Genomic DNA, 19,791 nt, shown 5'->3' with positions numbered 1-19,791 from the left:
CGGGACGGCGGGACGCGGGGACTCTCCCATGGGACGCGGGCGGGATGAAACGTGCTCCGCGGCCCACTCTCGCCCGCTGAGAGAGCACTGGAGCGCCGCCGCCCGTCCTCGCGGCGAGACGGTTTTCACGAACCTGCACGGTGCGCTTCGCGTGTCCCCGAGGGAAGCGGCGCTGGCACGCCGGCTGCTCTTGGCGTCGTCGACCTCAGGCGGTCGAGCTGACGAGGCAGCCGCGCCGTGGTGGCGCGGTGAGGAGCGTGGAGGTGGTTGATGCTGACGGCGGGAAAGCGACTGGCGGTCTTCTCCATTCGCGAGGGCAAGGGCGGGAGCATCTGGGTGCGGGCGGGGAGCGCCTTCGTGAACAAGGACGGCTCGCTGAACGTGTTGCTGGACGTGCTGCCGCTGGACGGGAAGCTGCACGTGCGCGAGGCGGCGGAGAAGCGGGACACGGCGGCGGCGATGGGCGGGCGGTACGCGGGGGAGCCGGGACTGGACTCGATGCCGGTGGGGGGCCACTCGTGAGGGCGCTCTGGGCGGTGGCGCTGGGGCTGCTGCTGTGCGGACCCGGGGTGGCGGAGGCCGGGAAGCTGCGCACGCAGTACACGGGCACGGTGAACCTGAACGAGGCCACGGCGGAGCAGCTGGACCTGCTCCCGGGCGTCGGTGAGAAGGCGGCGCAGCGCATCATCGAGCATCGCAAGAAGCGGCCCTTCCAGCGCGTGGAGGAACTGGTGCGGGTGAAGGGCTTCGGGAAGAAGAAGTTCCTCAAGCTCAAGGCGCACCTGGCGCTGGCCGGGCCCACGACCCTGCGGGTGGAGCAGGTGATTGCACCCGAGAGAAAGGAGGTGGCCGAGACGAACAAGCAAGAACCCTGAACTGGAACTCCGGCATTTGATGGGGGGCCGCCGCCCGGGACTTCTCTCGTGGCCTCGGGCGGTGGCCCTGTCGGCTGGACGCGGGCCCGTGCTGGACGGCCGGCGAGGCCGACACGTCGGGCGACACACGGCGGCATGTCGAGGGGAGTTCCTGATGCGAGGAGGGACGCGAGCTTCCGAGGGAAACGCTCGCGGCGGGCCCGCCCGGGCGGTTGGAACGCGGCTTGCGAAGGGACAGGCACGAGGGCGACGCGCCCTCTCCCACCCAGCACCCAGCCCCGGCTGCGCGCTGGCCCACCCCGGAGCACTCACATGGCCGTCAAGGAAATGCAGTTCGGTGACCTCATCATCACCTTCACCAAGAAGTTCGAGGAGCGCTGGCTGGACACCGGCAGTGGGGCGGACGCCGACGTCGGCTTCTACCATCCCGTTCCTCCCGCGGGCTTCTACGCGCTGGGCAGCATCGGCGTGTCGAACAATCTCAGCCCCAATGACCGGTTCGCCTCCATCTGCGTCAAGGCGGCCAACCCGCGCTCCACGACGCCCGCGCTGCTGCCGCCCAAGGACTTCCAGTTCATCTGGAACGACGCGGGCTCCGGCGCGGACGAGGACGGCTCGTGCTGGCGGCCCGTGCCGCCCAGCCAGGACTACGTGGCGCTCGGCGACGTCTTCGTGCGCGGCCATGACAAGCCCAAGGGCACCCAGGTGATGTGCGTCCACAAGAGCCTGGTGTTCGAGGCCGTCGTCGGCACCCGCATCTGGATTGACGCGGGCTCGGGCGCCGACCGGGACTTCGGCGCCTGGCAGCTCGACGTGAGCCGCGCCTTCCGCGACACCCCGGATGGCGTGTTCGCGGTGAACAGCTTCGTGGGCGTCGCCTCGCACGACAAGCCGGCCTCCGCCCCGGTGGCGTGGACGCTGAGGCTGCCGCTGCCCACGACGGAGCTGGGCGAGCAGGCGCAGCCCAACCTCACCAGCCGCAGCTCGCCGCCCGACCACACGAATCCCATGGTGGACCGCATCGTCACGGTGCCCTTCACCGCGGTGGCGGACGCGGACAAGACGCTGGCCTGGCAGGTGGACAACTCGCCCTTCTACGAAGTCCAGCGCCTGGTGTCGTTCGACCTGCTGCTGTTCGACAACAACAACACCTCGCGGGACCAGACGAAGCGCGCCAGCACCACCACGGGCGTCTCGACGAGCGACACCGAGACGTTCTCGGTCACCACGGGCGTGTCGGTGACGATGGAGTCGGGCGTCGAGCTGGGCGTGTTCTCCTCCAAGGTGTCGGCCACCATCTCCACGGAGCTGGGGTATTCGTCGTCGCGCAGCATCTCGGTGATGCGGTCCGACACGGTGGACGCCGAGCTGGTCACCCCGGCCGAGCACTCCGGCGCGCTGTGGGTGCAGAAGCAGGCGCTGCGCGTGGTGCGTGGGGACGGCAGCTCCGTGGCCGCGCCGCTGACGTTCCGCGCGAGCGCCGCCGCGGCCTTCGTCGAGCGCCAGTTCCCGGCGCCGCAGCCGGACCTCGAGAATGCCCCGCGCACGCGCACCCGCCGCACCCGGCTGCAGTTGGGCTGAGGCACCCGCTTCGCCGCCCGGAGGAAGCAGGCCGTCCCTCCGGGCGGACGGGCCCGGCGCCCTGCCACGACGGGAGGAACCTCCGAGCGGTGTCCCACCGCGTCAACGCGGAGCAGCCGGGGAGGCACACTCCCGGAGCGGTAGCCAACCCAGGACATCTTGGTAGGCTCCGCCGCCATGAACCGACGCCTTTCCCATCTGCTCACCGCGCTGCCCGTCACGGCGGCGCTGGTCGCACCGCCCGTGCTCGCCTGCACCAGCATGCTGGTCAACAAGGGAGCCACGACGGACGGTGCCACCCTGATGACGTACTCCGCGGACGCGCACGAACTGTACGGCGAGCTGTACTACACGCCCGCGCGCCGCCATGGCCCGGGCGCCATGCGCGACATCATCGAGTGGGACACGGGCAAGTTCCTCGGGCGCATCCCCGAGGCGCCGGTGACGTACTCGGTGGTGGGCAACATGAACGAGCACCAGCTCTCCATCGGCGAGTCCACCTTCACGGGCCGCGAGGAGCTGGAGGGGCCGGCGGGCATCATCGACTACGGCTCGCTCATCTACATCGCCCTGGAGCGCGCGAAGACGGCGCGCGAGGCCATCCAGGTGATGACCCGCCTCGTGGCCGAGCACGGCTATGCCTCCACGGGCGAGTCGTTCTCCATCGCCGACCCGAAGGAGGCGTGGCTGCTGGAGATGATTGGCAAGGGCAAGGGCCAGAAGGGCGCGGTGTGGGTCGCCCGCAAGCTGCCCGAGGGCCACATCTCCGCGCACGCCAACCAGGCGCGAATCACCCAGTTCCCGCTGAACGACAAGGACAACACGCTCTACTCGCCGGACGTCATCTCGTTCGCCCGGGAGAAGGGCTGGTTCAAGGGCGCGGACAAGGACTTCAGCTTCGCGGACGCGTACCACCCGCTCGACTTCGGCGGGCAGCGCTTCGCCGAGGGGCGCGTGTGGAGCATCTTCCGCCGCGCGGCGCCGTCGCTGAAGCTGGGCGTGGAGTACGCGGACGGCTCGGCGCCGGGCAGGCGGCTGCCGCTGTGGGTGAAGCCGGACAAGAAGCTGTCCGTGCAGGACGCCATGACGCTGATGCGGGACCACTTCGAGGGCACCCCGCTGGACATGACGAAGGACGTGGGCGCGGGCCCGTACGCGGCGCCCTACCGCTGGCGGCCGATGACATGGGAGGTGGACGGGAAGAAGTACGTCCACGAGCGCGCCATCTCCACGCAGCAGACGGGCTTCTCGCTGGTGGCGCAGATGCGCGGCTCGATGCCGGCGCCCATCGGCGGAGTACTCTGGTTCGGCGTGGATGACACGTCGATGACCGTGTACACGCCCATGTACGCGGGCATCCGCGAGGTGCCGCGCAACTTCGCGCAGGGCGTGGCCAGCCGCGGCCAGTTCTCCTGGGACTCGTCCTTCTGGGTGTTCAACTGGGTGTCGAACCAGGCCTACGCGCGCTGGAGCGACATGTCCGTGGACGTGCAGAAGGAGCAGGGCGCGCTGGAGGGACAGTTCCTCGCGGACCAGGCCGCCATCGAGCAGGCCGCGATGGAGCTGTACAAGCGCAGCCCGGAGGAGGCTCGCAAGTACCTCACGGACTACTCGGTCAAGCAGGGCGAGAAGGTCCACAGCCGCTGGCGCAAGCTGGGTGAGAACCTGCTCGTGAAGTACATCGACGGCAACGTCCGGGACGAGCAGGGCAAGGTGAACCACCCGAAGTACCCGGACAGCTGGTACCGGCGCATCGCCCAGGAGAAGGGCAAGGCGCTGGAGATGCCGCCCGAGCCCAAGAAGGAGGAGCCGAAGCCCGTGGCTGCTCCCGCGGCTCCGGCCCAGCCGCCCGCGTCGAAGCCCACCGTGGCTCCGGCGCCGTAGCGAAGCCACCGCCCTCCGGCGTGGAATGGAAGCTCCATTCCACGCTGGCGGCGCCCGTCAGTCAGAACGCCACGTTCATCAGCTTCACCACGGGCTCGTCACCGAAGTAGTCGATGACGTTCACCGCCGCGTGGTCCTGGCCCAGCCGGAACAGGCGCGCGTCGTCCATGCCGAGCGCCTCGGCCAGCAGCGTGCGGTTGACGCCTCCGTGGGACACCAGCGCGAAGCACTGGCCCACGTGCCGCTCCCGCAGCGCCCGGCCTCCCGCGCGCACACGCACGCGCATCTCCGGGTAGCTCTCCCCTTCCGGGAAGCGCACCTGCGTGGGACGCGCCATCCACTCCGCGTACACGTCCGGGAAGCGGCGCTCGGCCTCCTCGTAGGTGAGCCCCTCGAACAGCCCGAAGTCGATTTCGCGGAACGCCTCTTCCACCACCACCTCCGCGCCCCGCCCCGCCGCCAGCGGCGCCGCCGTCTCCAGCGCTCGCAGGCGCGGGCTCGCGTAGATGCGCCCCAGCTCCACGCGAGACAGGAACGCGGCCATGCGGTCCGCCTGCGCGCGCCCCTCCGGTGACAGGCCCACGTCCAGCCGCCCGTAGCACCGGCCGCGCATCTCCTCCGACGGCTGTCCGTGCCGCACCAGCACCACCCGCGTCACGCCCTTCGGCAACCGCCAGTCCATCCCCGCTCCTTTCCGACTGCCAGCACCCGCGTGCGCACCACCCACTCCCATCCAGGTGCCAGCACCTTGCGCGTCACGCCCGTGGCAACCCGCCCGCCCGTACAGCACCGCTCGCTCTACGCGTCCGCCGCGCCTACCCGAGCGCCAGCACCAGGACGAGCACCAGCACCTCACACACCTCCGTGTTGGCCCCCAGCGTGTCCCCGGTGATGCCGCCAATCTTCTTCATGCACCACGCGCCCTGGAGCGCGGACACACAGGCCACCAGCACCACCGCCGCCGCGCCGCGCACCGGCCCCAGCACGCCCAGCCCCAGCCCGAGCGCCAGCAGCGTGGCGCCCACCAGCTCCGTCCACCCCACGTAATCCGTAATCGCCGTGCCCAACCCACCGGAGCGGCGCGCATACGGCAGGAACCTCCCCATGGGCACCGAGGCCCACCGCCCCAGCACCATGGACGCCACCAGCGCCGCGTCGGCCTGTCCCCGCTCCAGCAGCGCGGCCAGGGCGCTCGCCTTCAGCCCCACCACCAGGAGCAGCGCCACCCCGCCATACGCGCCGATGAGGTGGTCGCGCATGATGCGCAGCACGTCCTCCTTCGTGCGCCCGCCGCCGAAGCCGTCGGCCATGTCCGCCAGCCCATCCAGGTGCAGCGCTCCGGTGAGCAGCGCGGACACGGCCAGCAGCAGGAACGCCGCCACCGTGGGCGGAAGCAGCGGGTACACCGCGTGCCGGGCCACCACCAGCAGCCCCGCGAGGAACGCCCCCACCAGCGGGAAGGCCAGCGTGGCGCGGCCCACGTCCGCCGCGTCGAAGGTGGCCGCCCCCGGCACGGGGACACGGCTCAGGAAGGCGATGCCAGCGAAGAGGCGCCTCATGGTGCGAGCTCCCCGCTACCGCCCCGAATCCGCCACGCCCGCCGAGGTGAACGTGGCCATCTCGTGCAGCACGCGGAGGCTCGCGTCCACCAGCCCCATCGCCAGCGCCGCGCCGCTGCCCTCGCCCAGCCGCAGGTCCAGGTCCAGCAACGGCCGCTGCCGCAGCGCCTCCAGCACCCGCGCATGGCCGGCCTCCACGGACAGGTGGCTCGCAATCAGGAACGGCGCCACCCGGGGGCACAGCCGCGCCGCCACCAGCCCCGCCACGGACGAGATGAACCCATCCAGCACCACCGGCACCCGCCGCGACGCCGCGCCCAGCGCCGCGCCCGCCAGCCCCGCGATTTCGAACCCGCCCACCGCCGCCAGCGCCCCCAGCGGGTCCGCCCCGTCCGGCTGGTTCACCTCCAGCGCCCGCCGCACCGCCGCCACCTTCCGAGCCAGCCCCGCGTCATCCACCCCGGTGCCTCGCCCCGTCGCCACCTCCGGCGCCACCCCGGCCAGCACACACGTCAGCGCCGCGGATGCCGTGGTGTTCCCAATCCCCATCTCCCCCAGCCCCAGCAGCGTCACCCCGGAGTCCGCCAGCTCCACCGCCAGCCGCGCCCCCACGTCCAGCGCGTCCTCCGCCACCTCGCGCGTCATGGCCGGGCCCCGGGTGAAGTTCGCCGTCCCCGGCCCCTGGCGGTGCACGCGCACCCCCTGCAGCCCCTCCACCGGGAAGCGCACGCCCAGGTCCACCACCTCCACCCGCGCCCCGGCCTGGCGCGCCAGCACGTTCAGCGCCGCCCCGCCCCGGGCGAAGTTGGCCACCATCTGCCCCGTCACCTCGGCCGGGTAGGCGCTCACCCCTTCCTCCACCACCCCGTGGTCGGCCGCCATCACCACCAGGGCCTTGTGGGGCAGTCCCGGGGCCGCCTCGCCCCGAAGAGAGGCCAGCCGGCGGGCCAGCTCCTCCAGCCGCCCCAGGCTTCCCCGGGGCTTCGTCTTCGCGTCCAGCAGGGCCTGGCAGCGGGAGGCGGCGGAGGTGTCGGGCTCGGGGACTTGTTCGAGGGCAGCGCGGTAGGGACGCATGGGGGCCTTCCAGGAGGGGCGGAAGCCCGGCCCGTAGCTTGCTGGTGGCCCACAGACAACGGATTTTACTCAGCGGCGGACCCGGTGAGGCGGTAGACCATGGCGACTCCAACGACCGCAGAGACAGGGAGGCGGCAGGTGAAGGATGATGTACCCATGAAGGACACGGCCGGCGGTGAGCCGGAGCCCCAGGAAGGCGAGCGCCCCAAGGGCCCTCCGCTCGGAGAGGTGCTCGAGTTCATGCGCCTGCTCTGGGCCGTGGACCACGGGCTCCAGTCCACGTCCAAGCGGATGGAGGCGACGCTCGGCCTCACCGGCCCCCAGCGCCTGGTCGTGCGCCTGGTCGGCCGCTTCCCCGGCATCACCGCCGGCACGCTCGCGCAGATTCTCCACGTCCACCCCAGCACCCTCACCGGCGTCCTCAAGCGGCTGGAGAAGCGCGGCCTGATTGAGCGCAAGTCGGACCCGCTCGACGGGCGCAAGGCCCTCTTCGCCCTCACGGAGTCCGGCCGCGCGCTGGACATCCCCTCCGAGGGCACGGTGGAGGCCGCCGTGCAGCGCGTCCTCGCGCGCATGACGCGCAACCGCATCCTCTGCACCCAGGACGTGCTCACCGCGCTCGCGCAGGAGCTGGGCGGCGTCCCCACGGAGGAGCCCGGTGACGAGCCCGGCTCCAAGAAGCCCGCCGCGCGCTGATTTCACCGTCCGGCGCCCTCCCCTGGCCGCGAGAGCAGGCCCTGGAGGGCGCCCGGGAAGGGCCGGGCCCGGCTCCCCCGTTGCCTCCCGGACCCTCTTCCTCCCACCTCCTTCCGGCGCCGGACACCCCGGGGCCCCTCCCGTGAGCCCCTGCCCCGTGGCGCCTCGCGCCGGGAGGGCGGCTGCTAGAGAATCGGGAAATAGGCCGCCCCGCCGGGGGTTGGCTCGCCACTGAGCGGACAGGACAGCGTGAACCTCGATACCCCGCAGACCCCAGGCCCCGAGCTGCCGCCCCCGCCTCCTCCGCCCCCGTCGGCGCCGGCCTCGCGGGCCGTCCCCGGGCCGAGGACGCCGGGAGTGGAGTCCCTCCTCTCCGCGGTACGCACCCGCCAGCGCCGTCACCTGTGGATGCAGGGCGGCCTGCTGGGCGTGGCCGCGGCGGCGGTGCTGCTGGCGGCCGGTGGCTTCCTCGGTCTGGTGGCGCCGCGCCTGGGCGGCTCCGTGCTGTGGCTGGCGCTGCCGGTGGGCGTGGCGCTGGCCTGTGTCTTCGGCCTCTGGCTCGCCCGGAAGCAGGTGGGAGACGACGCCCGCACCGCGCGGCTGGTGGGCCTGCGCCGCCCCGAGCTGTCGCTGGACGTGCTGGCCGCCGTGGAGCTGAAGCGCCAGCACGGCGCCGACACCGGGTGGTCCCCGGAGCTGGCCGGCGCCTTCCTCCAGCAGATGGACACCCGCGTGCGCACGGTGGACGTGCGCTCCGTGGTGGACGGCCGTCCCGTGCGCCGCGCCGCGCTCGCCTCCGGGGGCGTGCTGCTGGCGCTGGCGGTGCTGATGGCGCTCTGGGGCGGGCGCTGGTCCGCGGGCCTGGCGCGCATCCGCGAGGTGGCGACGCGTCCCCAGGCGCCGGCCCTGGTGGAGCCGATAACGGGCGACATCGAGCTGACGTACCGCTACCCCGCGTACATGGGCCTGGCCCAGCGCACCGTGCCCGGCACCAACGGCGAGGTGAGCGCCCCCGCGGGCACCGAGGTCGTCCTCAAGACGCGCTCGGACCGGCCGGTGGAGCGCGCCGAAGTCGTCGTCAACGGCCAGGCGCTGCCCCTCACCGTCACCGGCAACCGCGAGCTCGCGGGCACCTTCGTCGCGAAGCAGTCCGGCCACTACCACTTCGTCTTCTACGGCGCGCGCGACAAGCAGCTCGCGCGGGGCCCGGACATCGCCCTCAACGTGGAGGCGGACAAGGCGCCGCAGGTGACGCTGATGACGCCCGCGGTGGAGCTGGAGGTGGACCCCGGCCAGCAGGTGACGCTCAAGTACGAGGCCTCGGACGACTACGGCCTGTCCGGGCTGTCGCTCGTCTTCCGCAAGCCCGGCTCGCCGCAGGAGACGCGCGTGCCGCTGCCGAAGGAGGACGGCCGCCGCAACCGCGCCACGTACACGTGGGACCTCGGCACCCTCGAGGCCGACCCGGGTGACCGGATTTCCTACTACGTGGAGGCGCGGGACAACGACGCGGTGGAGGGCCCCAAGAAGGGCGTCAGCCGCACCCAGGTGCTGCGCATCTACTCCGCCGCCGAGCACCGCCGCGCCGCGCTGGAGAAGGCCGAGCAGCTCTGGGGCCGCATGGTGGACCACCTCGCGGACCGGCTCGAGGGCCCGGACCGCGCGAAGCAGAAGGACCCGCAGGCCATCGCCGCCGCGGCCTCCGTGGACACCAGCGGCCAGCAGCTCATCACCGACATGCGCACGCTCGCCCAGGAGCTGTCGCGCGAGCGCGACGTGCCCACCGAGCTGGTCTCCGCCCTCAGCCACATCTCCCAGTCCCTGGGCAGCCACATCAACGGCACCGCGGACTTCCGCCGCCTCTACCTGCGCACCCAGCGCGCCCGCGGCGAGGACTGGGGCACCGGCAACCGCCTCACCTCCACCGTCAACGAGGAGATTGAAGAGGCGGAGAAGGACATCCTCTACCTGGAGTCGCTGCTCGACAGGCAGAAGCTGGAGGCCCTCCAGGAGCTGGCGAAGCAGCTCGCCAACGAGCGGCGCGAGCTGGCCAACCTCGTCGAGCAGTTCAAGAACAACCCCGACGAGCAGGCCCGCCAGGCGGTGATGGAGCAGATTGAGCAGCTCAAGCAGCGCATCAACGAGCTGATGCAGCGCATGGCGGAGATGCGCAAGGGCATCCGCGACGAGCACCTCAACGCCGAGGCCCTGCAGGAGATGATGAAGGAGCAGGACCTCCAGGGCGCGCTCGACGAGGTGGAGAAGCTGATGCGCGAGGGCAAGACGGACGAGGCCCTGGCGAAGCTCCAGGAGCTGGGCATGCAGATGGACGAGATGCTCCAGAACCTGGACAAGCAGGGCGACGACTTCGGCAGCGAGCAGTACCCCGAGCTGGCGGAGAAGTTCGGCAAGTTCATGGAGGAGCTGCAGAGCACCGTGCAGGAGCAGCAGAAGGTGGCGGACCAGACGCGCCAGCTCCGCGACCAGGCCCGCTCGCAGAACCGCGAGCGGCTGGCGGAGAAGGGCAAGGCCGCCAAGGACGACCTCCTGCGCAAGGTGAAGCAGGCGCAGGACAGCTACGACACGCTCAAGCCGGAGCAGCTCAACAGCCGCGCCGCCCGCCCGCTGGAGGAGGCCCAGTCCGAGCTGCGGAACGTGGAGAACGCGCTGAAGGTGAATGACTTCGACCTGGCGGCGGAGGCCGCGGCGCGCGCGGAGGACGCGGCCCGGCAGCTCTCCATGATGGGTGAGCAGCAGCGGCAGCTCGACGAGATGTTCGGCAACCCGCCCGAGGTGCGGCAGCAGTCCGCGGAGCTGGCGCAGCGCCTGGAGCGCGACGCCCGCAACGTGGAGGACGTCAACCGGCAGCTCCAGTCGCTCTTCCCGCCGCCCGGCTCGCAGCTGTCGCAGCAGGAGAAGCAGCAGCTCCAGCAGCTCGCGCAGCAGCAGGGCCAGCTGGAGCAGCGCGCCCAGGGCCTGCGCCAGCAGATGGAGGAGATGCAGCAGATGGCGCCCCTCTTCGGCGAGGAGGCCACGCAGCAGATGGAGGGCGTGGGCCAGCGCATGGGCGAGGCCGCGCAGCGGATGCAGGGCAAGGACCCGGGCCGCGGCTACGGTGAGCAGCAGGCGGCGCTGGAGGGCCTGCGCCAGTTCCAGCGGCAGATGCAGGAGGGCCAGCGCGGCGGCAAGGGCGGCCTGCCCCTGCCCATGGGCGCGGGCGCCCGCCGGCAGGAAGGCAACGGAAGAGACCCACGCAACCAGGTGGAGCTGCCGGACGAGGAGGCCTTCCAGGCGCCGAAGGAGTTCCGCAAGGACCTGCTGGACGCGATGAAGCAGGGCGCTCCGGAGAAGTACCGGGAGCAGGTGAAGCGCTACTACGAGGAGCTGGTGAAGTGAGCCCCGCCATGTCGACCCACGAGTCCCCGCATGCCGTGAGGGCCTTCTTCACGGTGCTGGCCGTGGCCCTCTTCTGCGTCCCGCCGGTGGCGTGGGCCCAGGACGCCTCGCTCAAGGACGAGGTGAAGACCCGGCTGGGCCGGGTGGAGCAGGCGCTGGAGGACTGGGACGTGCCCGGCGCGCGGCGCGAGCTGGCGGAGGTGGAGCCGCTCCTCCCCGCGGACGTGGAGCCGCTCAAGTTCTACCAGGGCCGCGTGGCCTTCGAGGAGGGCCGCTACGCGGAAGCGGCCACGCTGCTGGAGGCCGCCAATATCGAGGACCGGCCGGGCAGCTACCTGCGGCTGGCCAAGGACACGCGCGACATCGTCAAGAACCACCAGCGCGCGGAGAGCGAGCACTTCATCTTCCTCTACCCGAAGGGGAAGGAGGAGGTGCTGGTGCCCTATGCCCTGGAGACGCTGGAGGCCATCCACCGCGCCATGGCGGAGGACCTGGGCTGGACGCCGCCGGGCGGGAAGATTCGCGTCGAGGTGGTGAACAACGCGCGCGAGCTGGCGCGGGTGAGCACGCTGAAGGAGAAGGAGATTCGCACCACGGGCACCATCGCCATCTGCAAGTTCAGCAAGCTGATGGTGACCAGCCCCAAGGCGGTGGCGCAGGGCTACGACTGGCAGGACACGCTCGCGCACGAGTACATCCACCTCGTCATCAGCCAGATGAGCCGCAACACGGTGCCCATCTGGCTGCACGAGGGCCTGGCCAAGTTCCTGGAGTCGCGCTGGCGCGGCAAGGCGGGCCTGGCGATGACGCCCTCCACGCTGGCCCTGCTGGGCAAGCGCGTGAAGGCGGACACGCTCGTCCCCTTCGAGAAGATGCACCCGTCCATCGCCATGCTGCCCACCGCGGAGGACGCCGCCACCGCCTTCGCCGAGGTGTTCTACGCCATCGACTACGTGCACCAGACGAAGGGCACCGCGGGGCTGCGCGCCATCATCCACGAGCTGAAGAACGGACAGAAGGACCGCAAGGCGGTGGAGACGGCCATGGGCATGCCCTTCCCCCTCTTCGAGAAGTCCTGGCTGGCCCACATCAAGAAGCAGCCCTTCCCGCCGGAGCTGATACCGCGCGAGGAGCGCGTGGTGCTCAAGGAGGACGCCAAGGGCAAGGTGAAGGACGAGTCGGAGAAGAAGGGCCGTGAAATCTCCTTCGGCGAGTTCGACAACGTGGAGGAGGTGCCGGCGCGCCGCTTCGCGCACCTGGGCGAGCTCTTGCGCGAGCGCAACCGCGTGAAGGCCGCGGCGGAGGAGTACGCCAAGGCCCACAAGCTGGTGGGCGACAAGTACGAGTCCATCTCCAACAAGTACGCGCTGGCGCTGCTGGAGCTGCGGCGGCTGGACGAGGCGGAGAGCGTGCTGCGCGGCAGCCTGCGCGTCTACCCGGGCTCGCCTGGCACCAACGTGCACCTGGGCCGCATCCTGCTGTTCCGCAAGGACTACTCCAAGGCCAAGACGGCGTACCTGGAGGCCCTGGCCTCGGACCCGTTCGACCCGGAAATCCACCTGGCCCTCACCCGCATCCACGGCGCGCTGGGCGAGACGGCGCTGGCCACGCGCGCGCGTCAGGCCACCGTGCAGCTCACCCAGCTCAAGCCCGAGGAGGTGGACCACGTCGCGCGGGCCTTCCTCAACGAGGAGGGCGAGCTGTCGGAGATGAACGTCCCCGCCGCCGGGGGACAGGCCGCGCCGCCCCAGGCGCAGCCGCCCGCCGCTCCCGACGCCGGGCGCTGAGCCCCTCGTCCAGGGCGGCCGGCCAGCCGGGCGCCCGTCCTTCCATGGCCGCTCCCCTCCCCGTGCGTAGCTTCACGCGCGGGGAGGTTGGATGGAGGCCGACTCGCTCATCGAGCTGTCCGCGCACCTCATGGAGTGGGCCGGCGTGGGCTCCATGGTGCTGGGTGCGCTGTTGGCCGCGGTGCTGCTCGCCGTGCGCCGGGGCCTCGGGCCCAGCGAGGCCTACCGCCGCTTCCGCCTCAACCTGGGCCGCGCGATTCTGCTCGGCCTCGAGTTCCTCGTCGCCGCCGACATCCTCCGCACCGTGAGCGAGGAGCCCACGATGCGCGGCGTCCTCGTGCTGGGCCTCATCGTCCTCATCCGGACCTTCCTCAGCTTCACCCTCACGGTGGAGCTGGAAGGCCGCTGGCCCTGGCAGCACCGCGAGACGTCCTCGGAGACCGTCCACCGTCCTCCTCCCCCTCCCTCCCGCCCGCCTCACGCGCCCCCAGGAGAGGAGCACGCCGTGCCGCACTGAACGCCTCCACCCCGCCCCCGTGGGCAGTGCCACCGTTGGCCGGCGCACCCATGCCGCCCCGAGCGTGTGGTGGCTCACGGACGGCCGGGGCGGGCCTTGGGGCCACACCCCGGAGCCGGTCCAAGGTGCGCCCGCACGTCCAGGAGTTTCAAGAATTTCGCAGCACGAAAGGAGAAGCACGACATGAAGCGCACCATTCAGGGAGTCATCCTCGCGGCCTCGCTCCTCACCGGCGGTGTCGCGCTCGCCCAGGGCACCCCGAGCGGCATGACGGGCAGCCCGCCGGGCCAGGGCATGGGCCAGCCGGGCAAGGTCAAGGTGGAGAAGGGCATGGCCGAGTACCAGGGCTTCATGGCCCCCACGGACGAGAAGGCGCTGCTCGAGCGGCTGCACTACACCCACCAGCAGGAAATCAAGCTCGGCCAGCTCGCGGAGAAGAACGCGCAGCACCCGGACGTGCGGGCCTACGGCGGCATGATGGTGAAGGACCACACCGCCCTGGACCAGAAGCTGATGACGTATGCGAAGGGCAAGGGCCTGAAGCTGGCTGACATGCCCAAGGCCATGAACGACGTGGAGAAGAAGGTGATGGCCCAGGACAAGGCCACCATGGAGGAACTCCAGGCCCTCAAGGGCGCCGCCTTCGACTCGTGTTACATCGCCAGCCAGGTGGGGGACCACGACGCCGCGATTGGCAAGGTGGTGACGGCCCGCCAGGCCATGACCACCATGGACCCGCAGATGACCTCGATGATGCAGGAGCTCATGCAGCGGCTGCCGGCGCACCGCGAGCAGGCCTACGGCATCCTCGGCAGGCTGGATGAAGCCATGGGCGTGGGCGGCAGCGGGCAGATGGACCGCGAGATGGACCACGGCTCCATGGGCCACGGCTCCTCGCCGGGCGGCACCACCGCTCCCACCACCCCGTCGCCCCGCCAGTAACCGGCGTCACACGCACGGCACGGCTGCATTTTCGCATCCCTGACGCACCGCGCCTTCCGGCCCTTCCGGAAGGCGCGTCTTTGTGCATGATGCCGCGCCATGAAGACCCTGACCCTGGCCACCTTCCTGGCGCTCGGCGCGTTGCTGAGCGGCTGCTCCAACAACGCGGACTCCATCTGCGACAAGCGGAAGGACTGCTTCAACGACGACATCGACACCGGCGCATGCGCGGAGCGCATCGAAGACTGGATTGATGACGGAGACGAGGACGAGCGCCGGGACCGCGTCGAGGACTGCGCCCGCTGCATCGACGACCGCTCCTGCGCGCAGGTGCTGGAGAGCTGCATCGACGAGTGCTTCGACATCCCCTCCTGAGTGGGGGATGCCGGTGCCGCCCCGGGGCCCGCGCCTGACGCAAGGGCCCCGGCAGTGGCCTCACTTCACGGGGGCTACTTGCGCGTCCACTGGTCCAGCCAGGCCAGCACCTCGTCGTGCCACTGCACGCTGTTGGCCGGCTTCAGCACCCAGTGATTCTCCTCCGGGAAGTAGAGCAGCTTGGAGGGGATGCCCCGCCGCTGCAGGGCGGTGAAGGCGCCCAGCCCCTGCGTCTCCACCACGCGGAAGTCCTGGCCGCCGTGGATGACCATCATCGGCGTCTTCCACTTGCCCACGTGGTTGATGGGGCTGTGCTTGCCGTAGCCCTCCGGGTTGTCCCAGGGCGTGCCCTTGTGCTCCCACTCGGGGAACCACAGCTCCTCGGTGTCGAAGTAGCCCATGCGCTCGTCGAGGATGCCGTCGTGGTTGACGAGGCACTGGAAGCCGTCGTTCCAGTTGCCGGCAATCCAGTTGATCATGTACCCGCCGTAGCTGGCACCGAGCGCGCACCCGCGCGTCTTGTGGATGAAGGGGTAGCGCTCCCGGGCCGCGGCGAGCCCCTTCTTCAGGTCCTCCAGCGGCTTGCCGCCCCAGTCGTCCTGGATGGCATCGGTGAAGGCCTGGCCGTAGCCGGTGGAGCCGTGGAAGTCGACCATGATGGCCACGTAGCCACGCGCCGCGTAGACCTGCGGGTTCCACCGGTAGTGGAAGTGGTTGCCGAAGGAGCCCTGCGGCCCGCCGTGGATGAGGAAGGCCACCGGGTACTGGCGCTTCGCATCGAAGTCCACCGGCTTCACCACGTAGGCGCGCACCGTCTCGTTGTTCCAGCCGGGGAACTCGAACTGCTCGAAGGCGCCGAAGCGGAGGCGGGCCAGGTGCTCCTGGTTCACCCGCGTGAGCTGCCTCGAGCCGGTGCCGTCCGCGTTCATGACGTGGAGGTCCGCGGGCGAGTCCAGGTCGTCATGCACGTAGACGACGCGGCCCCCGGCGGCGGGCTGCGGCGAGTCCGCGGTGCCTTCCTTGGTGAGCTGGCTCACCTTGCCGCTGGCCACGTCCAGCGCGAAGACGGGCTGCTGGCCGATGTGGTTGGCCACCGCGTAGAGCGTCTTGCCGTCCGCGCTCCAGGCGAGGCCGCCGGCGGAGCGGTCCCACTCCTCGGCGAGCACGCGCTCCTGGCCGCCCGGCCACGCGCGGAGGATGACGCGGTAGCGGTCCGCCTCGTAGCCGGGGCGGGACATGGCGAGCCAGGCCAGCGTCTTGCCGTCGGGGCTGAAGACGGGGCTGGTGTCGGTGGCGCGGTTCTTCTCGGTGAGCTTGCGCGGCTTCGCCTTGCCGTCCACCGGGGCGAGGAAGAGGTCCATGTCGGTGGACCAGGCCTCCGCGCGGCCCACGTCGCGCGCGGTGAAGACCAGGCCCTTGCCGTCCGGGGTGAAGGAGAACTCCTCCGCGCCGCCGAAGGGCTTCGTGGGCGCGTCCGCGTCCATGCCCTTCATCACGTCCACGGGCGTGCCGCCGGCCACGGGGACGACGAACAGGTGCGAGCGCTTGCCGTCCTTCCACGTGTCCCAGTGGCGGACGAAGAGCTTGTCGTAGCTGCGGCCGGTGGCCTTCTTCGTGGAGCGCTGGCTGTCGCGCTGGGTGCTGCACTCCAGCGTGGCGCAGTCGGGGAAGACGTCCATGGCGACGGCCAGGAGGCTGCCGTCGCGGGACAGGCGGAAGGCGCCCACGTCGAGGGGGAGCTTCGTCACCTGCTGGGGCTCGCCGCCGTCCACGGGCAGGCGCCACACCTGCGAGGAGCCGCCTCGCGAGGAGAGGAAGAAGAGGCTCTTGCCGTCCGGGGCCCAGGTGGGCTCGGTGTCCGAGTCCGGGTGCGAGGTGAGCTGGCGCGGAGCGCTCTCGCCGTCGAGGTTGACGAGCCAGAGGTCATTGCGCCCGCGGTTGGCCTCCATGTCGGTGCTGCGCAGGACGTAGGCAATCTGCTTGCCATCCGGGGACACGCGCGGGTTGCTCAGCCGGCGCAACGTGACCTGGTCCTGGATGGTGTACGGCTGGGGCCGGGCCGGCGCCGGGGTGGCGCCAAGGGCCAGGGCCGCGATGAGCGACAGCGGCAAGGTGATTCCTCCTGGGTGGGCCCGCGTCCGCCCTCCGTCCCACGAAGCGCGGCGCGCGGGCGTGCTTTCGGGGGTGGACGCTGCCCGCTCGGCCGGGCGCTGTCCACCGCCTGTCACCGGGAAGATGCGGGCCACGAGCCCGGGCACGGTGCGTCAAACGGCGGCGGGCGGAGGCTCGGCCCCGGGAATGAACCACCGGTGCGAGCGGGTGCACACACCGGCCCCGCACGTCCCCATGACGCGGCGCCGCGAGGGTGTTAGAGGCAGGGGCATGAGCGAGCCTGTCATCGTCCGCGTCTGGTCCGACTTCGTCTGACCCTGGTGTTACGTCGGCCTCGTGGAGGTCGAGAAGCTGAAGAAGGAGTACGACGTCCAGGTGGACTGGCGTCCATTCTTCCTGCGCCCGGAGACGCCCCCGGAGGGGCTGCCGCTACCGGCCTACGTGCGCGAGCGCATGAAGGACCCCAACAACCCACTGAAGCGCCGCGCGGCGGCGGCCGGGCTGACCATGGTGGAGCGGGAAATCATTCCCTCCACCCGGCGTGCCCACCAGGCCGCGGAGTACGCGCGCGAGCAGGGGAAGCTGGAGGCCTTCAACGCCGCCATCCTCCGGCGCTACTGGAGCGAGGGCCAGGACCTCTGGCAGTGGGACACGCTCCGGGGCGCGGCCCAGGAGGCGGGGCTGGACCCGGATGAGGTGCAGCGCGTCGTGGAGGAGGGCCGCTACGAGAAGTCGGTGGAGGACTCCGTGCGGCAGGCCCATGAGTGGGGCATCAACGCGGTGCCCACCTTCATCATCGGGGACAGATTCGGACTCCAGGGCGCGCAGGAGTACGCTGTCTTCCAGCAGGCCATGCAGCGGCTGGGTGCGAAGCCGCGCCCGGCGCCCTGAGAGCCCGGAGCTTTTCACGCCACGATGACCCCTTCCAGCATTGACCCGCGCTTCCACATCGAAGTCGTCAAGCTGCTGCTCCAGGTCGCCACCAGTGACGGCCACATCACCCGCGAGGAAGTCGAGCACCTCGTGGCGGCCGCGCGGGCCATGAGCGTGCCGCTGGAGGAGCTCGCCGAGGTGACGCGGTGCCTGAAGAACGGCGAGCCGCTTCCCCCGCCGAACCTGGGCCTGCTGCGCGCCGACCCCGAGGCCGTCATCCAGGCGGCCCGGAACTTGATGTCCAGCGACAGCCACCTGCACGGCGCGGAAATCGAGATGCTGCGGCAGCTCCGCGAGCTGCTCGGTGTCACACGCTGAAGCGGCTCACAGCCCCTTCAGCAGCACCAGCATCCGCCCCAGCGTCTCCGCCCCGCCCTGCCCCGCCAGCCCCTGTGCGAGCGAGTGCAGCTCCGGCGCCTGCTCCACGTGCTTGGCCAGGAGCTGGACGCACTCCACCGCGGCGGCGTCGAGGCGTGCCCGGGACTCAGCCATGTCCTCGGCGTCCGCGCACAGCGCCACCACGGCAGGGTGCCCGAACAGTGTCCACCGGAGCACCGCCGCGCGCAGCACCAGGCGGAACACGTAGTCCAGCAGCCGGGGCGAGTCGGTGAACGGGTGACGTAGCCAGTGGTTCACCGCGTGGTGGCGGAAGTACTGCTCCACCCGCTCGCTCAGCGCCGGGGCCAGCCGCTCGCGCCGCTCGGCGTGGATGCGCCACGCTTCGTCCGGATTCTCCGCGCCCCCGTAGGACGCCAACACCGCGCGCGCGAAGGAGGAGAAGCGCTCACTCCGGACCGAGCCCAGCCGGGCCTTCAGCACGGTGGCGCAGATGGCGGCCCACGGCCCTCCGGGCAGCACCAGCGCGGAGAAATTCTCGTGCATCGCGGACAGCGTCTCCGGAGCGGCGAAGGAGCGCAGCACTTCCTGGAACGGAGCTTCCACTCCCGACCGGAACGGAGCTTCCACTCCCGGCCGGAACGGAGCTTCCGTTCCCGCCCGGAACGGAGCTTCCACTCCCGCCCGGAACGGAGCTTCCCCTCCCGCCTGGAATGGAGCTTCCACTCCCGCCCGCAACGGAGCCTCCCCTCCCGCCTGGAATGGAGCCTCCCCTCCCGCCTGGAATGGAGCCTCCCCTCCCGCCTGGAATGGAGCCTCCCCTCCCGCCTGGAATGGAGCCTCCCCTCCCGCCTGGAACGGAGCTTCCACTCCCGCCTGGAATGGAGCCTCCACTCCCGCCTGGAACGGAGCCTCCCCTCCCGCCCGCAACGGAGCCTCCCCTCCCGCCTGGAATGGAGCTTCCACTCCCGCCTGGAATGGAGCCTCCACTCCCGCCTGGAACGGAGCCTCCCCTCCCGCCTGGAATGAAGCTTCCGCTCCCGCCTGGAATGAAGCTTCCGCTCCCGCCCGCAGCGCAGCTTCCGCTCCCTCCTGCACCGGGAGCGCGTCCAGCCGGAGCGCGAGCTGTCCCAGCGCGAACAACCGGGACGCGAACGGAGGCTCACGGCGCTGGAGCATCCCCATCGCGACGGAGCGCACTGACTCCGCGTGCCGCATCCACGCATCCCCCGCGCCCTCCCCGAGCCGCCGCGCCACCTCCGGTCGCACGGCCACGTCCTCGGAGACGGGCACGGGCTCCAGCGCGTCCTCCGCGAGCAGGCACAGCCGCGCCACCTCGGGGCACGCGAGCGTGCCGGTCACCTCCAGCCGCCCGCCCCAACGCGTGGCCACGCGAGGAAACGTGGCGCACGCGTCCGGAAGGACGGCCTCCCCGTACGCGCGATGAAGCGCACACAGCTTGCTCGCGTCGAGGAACACGCAGTGCCCGTCCTCGCGCTTGGCGACGACGGCGGCCTCCGCGCCGGGACCACTCCCCTCGTCCGGCCGGATGAAGTCCTCCACCCGCGCCGCCTCCGGGCTCCCCGCCACCGCGTCGCGCAGGCGCCGCCAGCGTGCCTCGCTCACGGTGACGACGAGCCCCGCGCAGCAGGTGTCCTCGCAGCTCTCCGCGAGGCACCTGAAGCGCGTCATGTACCGGGGCGCGGTGGCCGTCATGGGCGCGA

Annotated in this window: 16 protein-coding genes and 1 pseudogene; 12 read left to right on the top strand and 5 right to left on the bottom strand. The window is 71.3% G+C overall.

Annotated elements, in window-relative coordinates; genetic code table 11:
• The first annotated feature begins 270 nt into the window (after nucleotides 1–270).
• The 4 genes from K8638_RS06700 to K8638_RS06685 all read left to right on the top strand — a co-directional run bounded on the left by K8638_RS06700 (nucleotide 271) and on the right by K8638_RS06685 (nucleotide 4,340).
• Entirely contained in the window at nucleotides 271–522 is a 252-nt protein-coding gene (locus tag K8638_RS06700; RefSeq protein WP_223753581.1) for a hypothetical protein, read from the top strand.
• Complete coding sequence (locus K8638_RS06695) at nucleotides 519–875, top strand: helix-hairpin-helix domain-containing protein (protein WP_223753580.1); 357 nt, start codon at nucleotides 519–521, stop codon at nucleotides 873–875. The genes K8638_RS06700 and K8638_RS06695 overlap by 4 nt, the downstream gene beginning before the upstream one ends.
• A gap of 135 nt (nucleotides 876–1,010) precedes the next feature.
• Nucleotides 1,011–2,456 (top strand): Vps62-related protein, encoded by a 1,446-nt coding sequence (locus K8638_RS06690; protein ID WP_223753579.1) that lies wholly within the window; start codon nucleotides 1,011–1,013, stop codon nucleotides 2,454–2,456.
• A 177-nt stretch (nucleotides 2,457–2,633) separates the two neighbouring features.
• On the top strand, nucleotides 2,634–4,340 hold the full coding sequence (locus tag K8638_RS06685; protein ID WP_223753578.1) for a dipeptidase: 1,707 nt from the start codon (nucleotides 2,634–2,636) through the stop codon (nucleotides 4,338–4,340).
• A 61-nt stretch (nucleotides 4,341–4,401) separates the two neighbouring features.
• Here K8638_RS06685 and K8638_RS06680 read toward each other — a convergent pair whose 3' ends face one another.
• The 3 genes from K8638_RS06680 to cobT all read right to left on the bottom strand — a co-directional run bounded on the left by K8638_RS06680 (nucleotide 4,402) and on the right by cobT (nucleotide 6,973).
• Complete coding sequence (locus K8638_RS06680; RefSeq protein ID WP_223753577.1) at nucleotides 4,402–5,022, bottom strand: histidine phosphatase family protein; 621 nt, start codon at nucleotides 5,020–5,022, stop codon at nucleotides 4,402–4,404.
• A gap of 133 nt (nucleotides 5,023–5,155) precedes the next feature.
• Complete coding sequence (gene cobS, locus K8638_RS06675) at nucleotides 5,156–5,899, bottom strand: adenosylcobinamide-GDP ribazoletransferase (protein WP_223753576.1); 744 nt, start codon at nucleotides 5,897–5,899, stop codon at nucleotides 5,156–5,158.
• A gap of 15 nt (nucleotides 5,900–5,914) precedes the next feature.
• A complete protein-coding gene (gene cobT / locus K8638_RS06670; RefSeq protein ID WP_223753575.1) occupies nucleotides 5,915–6,973 on the bottom strand; it encodes a nicotinate-nucleotide--dimethylbenzimidazole phosphoribosyltransferase in 1,059 nt (352 codons plus the stop codon).
• A gap of 156 nt (nucleotides 6,974–7,129) precedes the next feature.
• On the opposite strand from cobT, the gene K8638_RS06665 reads away from it, so the two are divergent.
• The 6 genes from K8638_RS06665 to K8638_RS06640 all read left to right on the top strand — a co-directional run bounded on the left by K8638_RS06665 (nucleotide 7,130) and on the right by K8638_RS06640 (nucleotide 14,686).
• Nucleotides 7,130–7,669, top strand: coding sequence for a MarR family winged helix-turn-helix transcriptional regulator (locus K8638_RS06665; RefSeq protein ID WP_223753574.1), 540 nt, complete (start codon nucleotides 7,130–7,132; stop codon nucleotides 7,667–7,669).
• Between the two features lie 249 nt (nucleotides 7,670–7,918).
• The gene (locus K8638_RS06660) at nucleotides 7,919–11,065 is read left to right on the top strand and encodes a DUF4175 family protein (protein ID WP_223753573.1); all 3,147 of its coding nucleotides are present in this window, start codon (nucleotides 7,919–7,921) and stop codon (nucleotides 11,063–11,065) included.
• 8 nt (nucleotides 11,066–11,073) lie between these two features.
• The gene (locus K8638_RS06655) at nucleotides 11,074–12,852 is read left to right on the top strand and encodes a tetratricopeptide repeat protein (protein WP_223753572.1); all 1,779 of its coding nucleotides are present in this window, start codon (nucleotides 11,074–11,076) and stop codon (nucleotides 12,850–12,852) included.
• A 91-nt stretch (nucleotides 12,853–12,943) separates the two neighbouring features.
• Nucleotides 12,944–13,369: a DUF1622 domain-containing protein gene (locus K8638_RS06650; protein WP_223753571.1), complete on the top strand. Its 426-nt coding sequence runs from the start codon at nucleotides 12,944–12,946 to the stop codon at nucleotides 13,367–13,369.
• Between the two features lie 183 nt (nucleotides 13,370–13,552).
• Nucleotides 13,553–14,311, top strand: a complete 759-nt coding sequence (locus K8638_RS06645; protein WP_223753570.1) for a DUF4142 domain-containing protein — start codon at nucleotides 13,553–13,555, stop codon at nucleotides 14,309–14,311.
• A gap of 99 nt (nucleotides 14,312–14,410) precedes the next feature.
• A complete protein-coding gene (locus tag K8638_RS06640; RefSeq protein WP_223753569.1) occupies nucleotides 14,411–14,686 on the top strand; it encodes a hypothetical protein in 276 nt (91 codons plus the stop codon).
• A 74-nt stretch (nucleotides 14,687–14,760) separates the two neighbouring features.
• On the opposite strand, the gene K8638_RS06635 is transcribed toward K8638_RS06640, so the two are convergent.
• Nucleotides 14,761–16,797 (bottom strand): S9 family peptidase, encoded by a 2,037-nt coding sequence (locus tag K8638_RS06635; RefSeq protein ID WP_223753568.1) that lies wholly within the window; start codon nucleotides 16,795–16,797, stop codon nucleotides 14,761–14,763.
• 328 nt (nucleotides 16,798–17,125) lie between these two features.
• On the opposite strand from K8638_RS06635, the pseudogene K8638_RS06630 reads away from it, so the two are divergent.
• Both K8638_RS06630 and K8638_RS06625 read left to right on the top strand, forming a co-directional pair.
• Nucleotides 17,126–17,689 (top strand): annotated as a pseudogene (locus K8638_RS06630) (DsbA family protein); the annotation flags it as partial.
• 24 nt (nucleotides 17,690–17,713) lie between these two features.
• Nucleotides 17,714–18,049, top strand: coding sequence for a TerB family tellurite resistance protein (locus K8638_RS06625; protein ID WP_223753566.1), 336 nt, complete (start codon nucleotides 17,714–17,716; stop codon nucleotides 18,047–18,049).
• A 6-nt stretch (nucleotides 18,050–18,055) separates the two neighbouring features.
• Here the strand turns inward: K8638_RS06625 and fliB are convergent, their stop codons facing one another.
• Entirely contained in the window at nucleotides 18,056–19,783 is a 1,728-nt protein-coding gene (gene fliB, locus K8638_RS06620; RefSeq protein ID WP_223753565.1) for a flagellin lysine-N-methylase, read from the bottom strand.
• Between the last annotated feature and the right edge of the window lie 8 nt (nucleotides 19,784–19,791).

The organism is Myxococcus sp. RHSTA-1-4 (assembly GCF_020037125.1).
Classification (GTDB): domain Bacteria; phylum Myxococcota; class Myxococcia; order Myxococcales; family Myxococcaceae; genus Myxococcus.
Note: the sequence above shows the minus strand (reverse complement) of the source record. Positions and strands in the feature narration are given on the sequence as shown.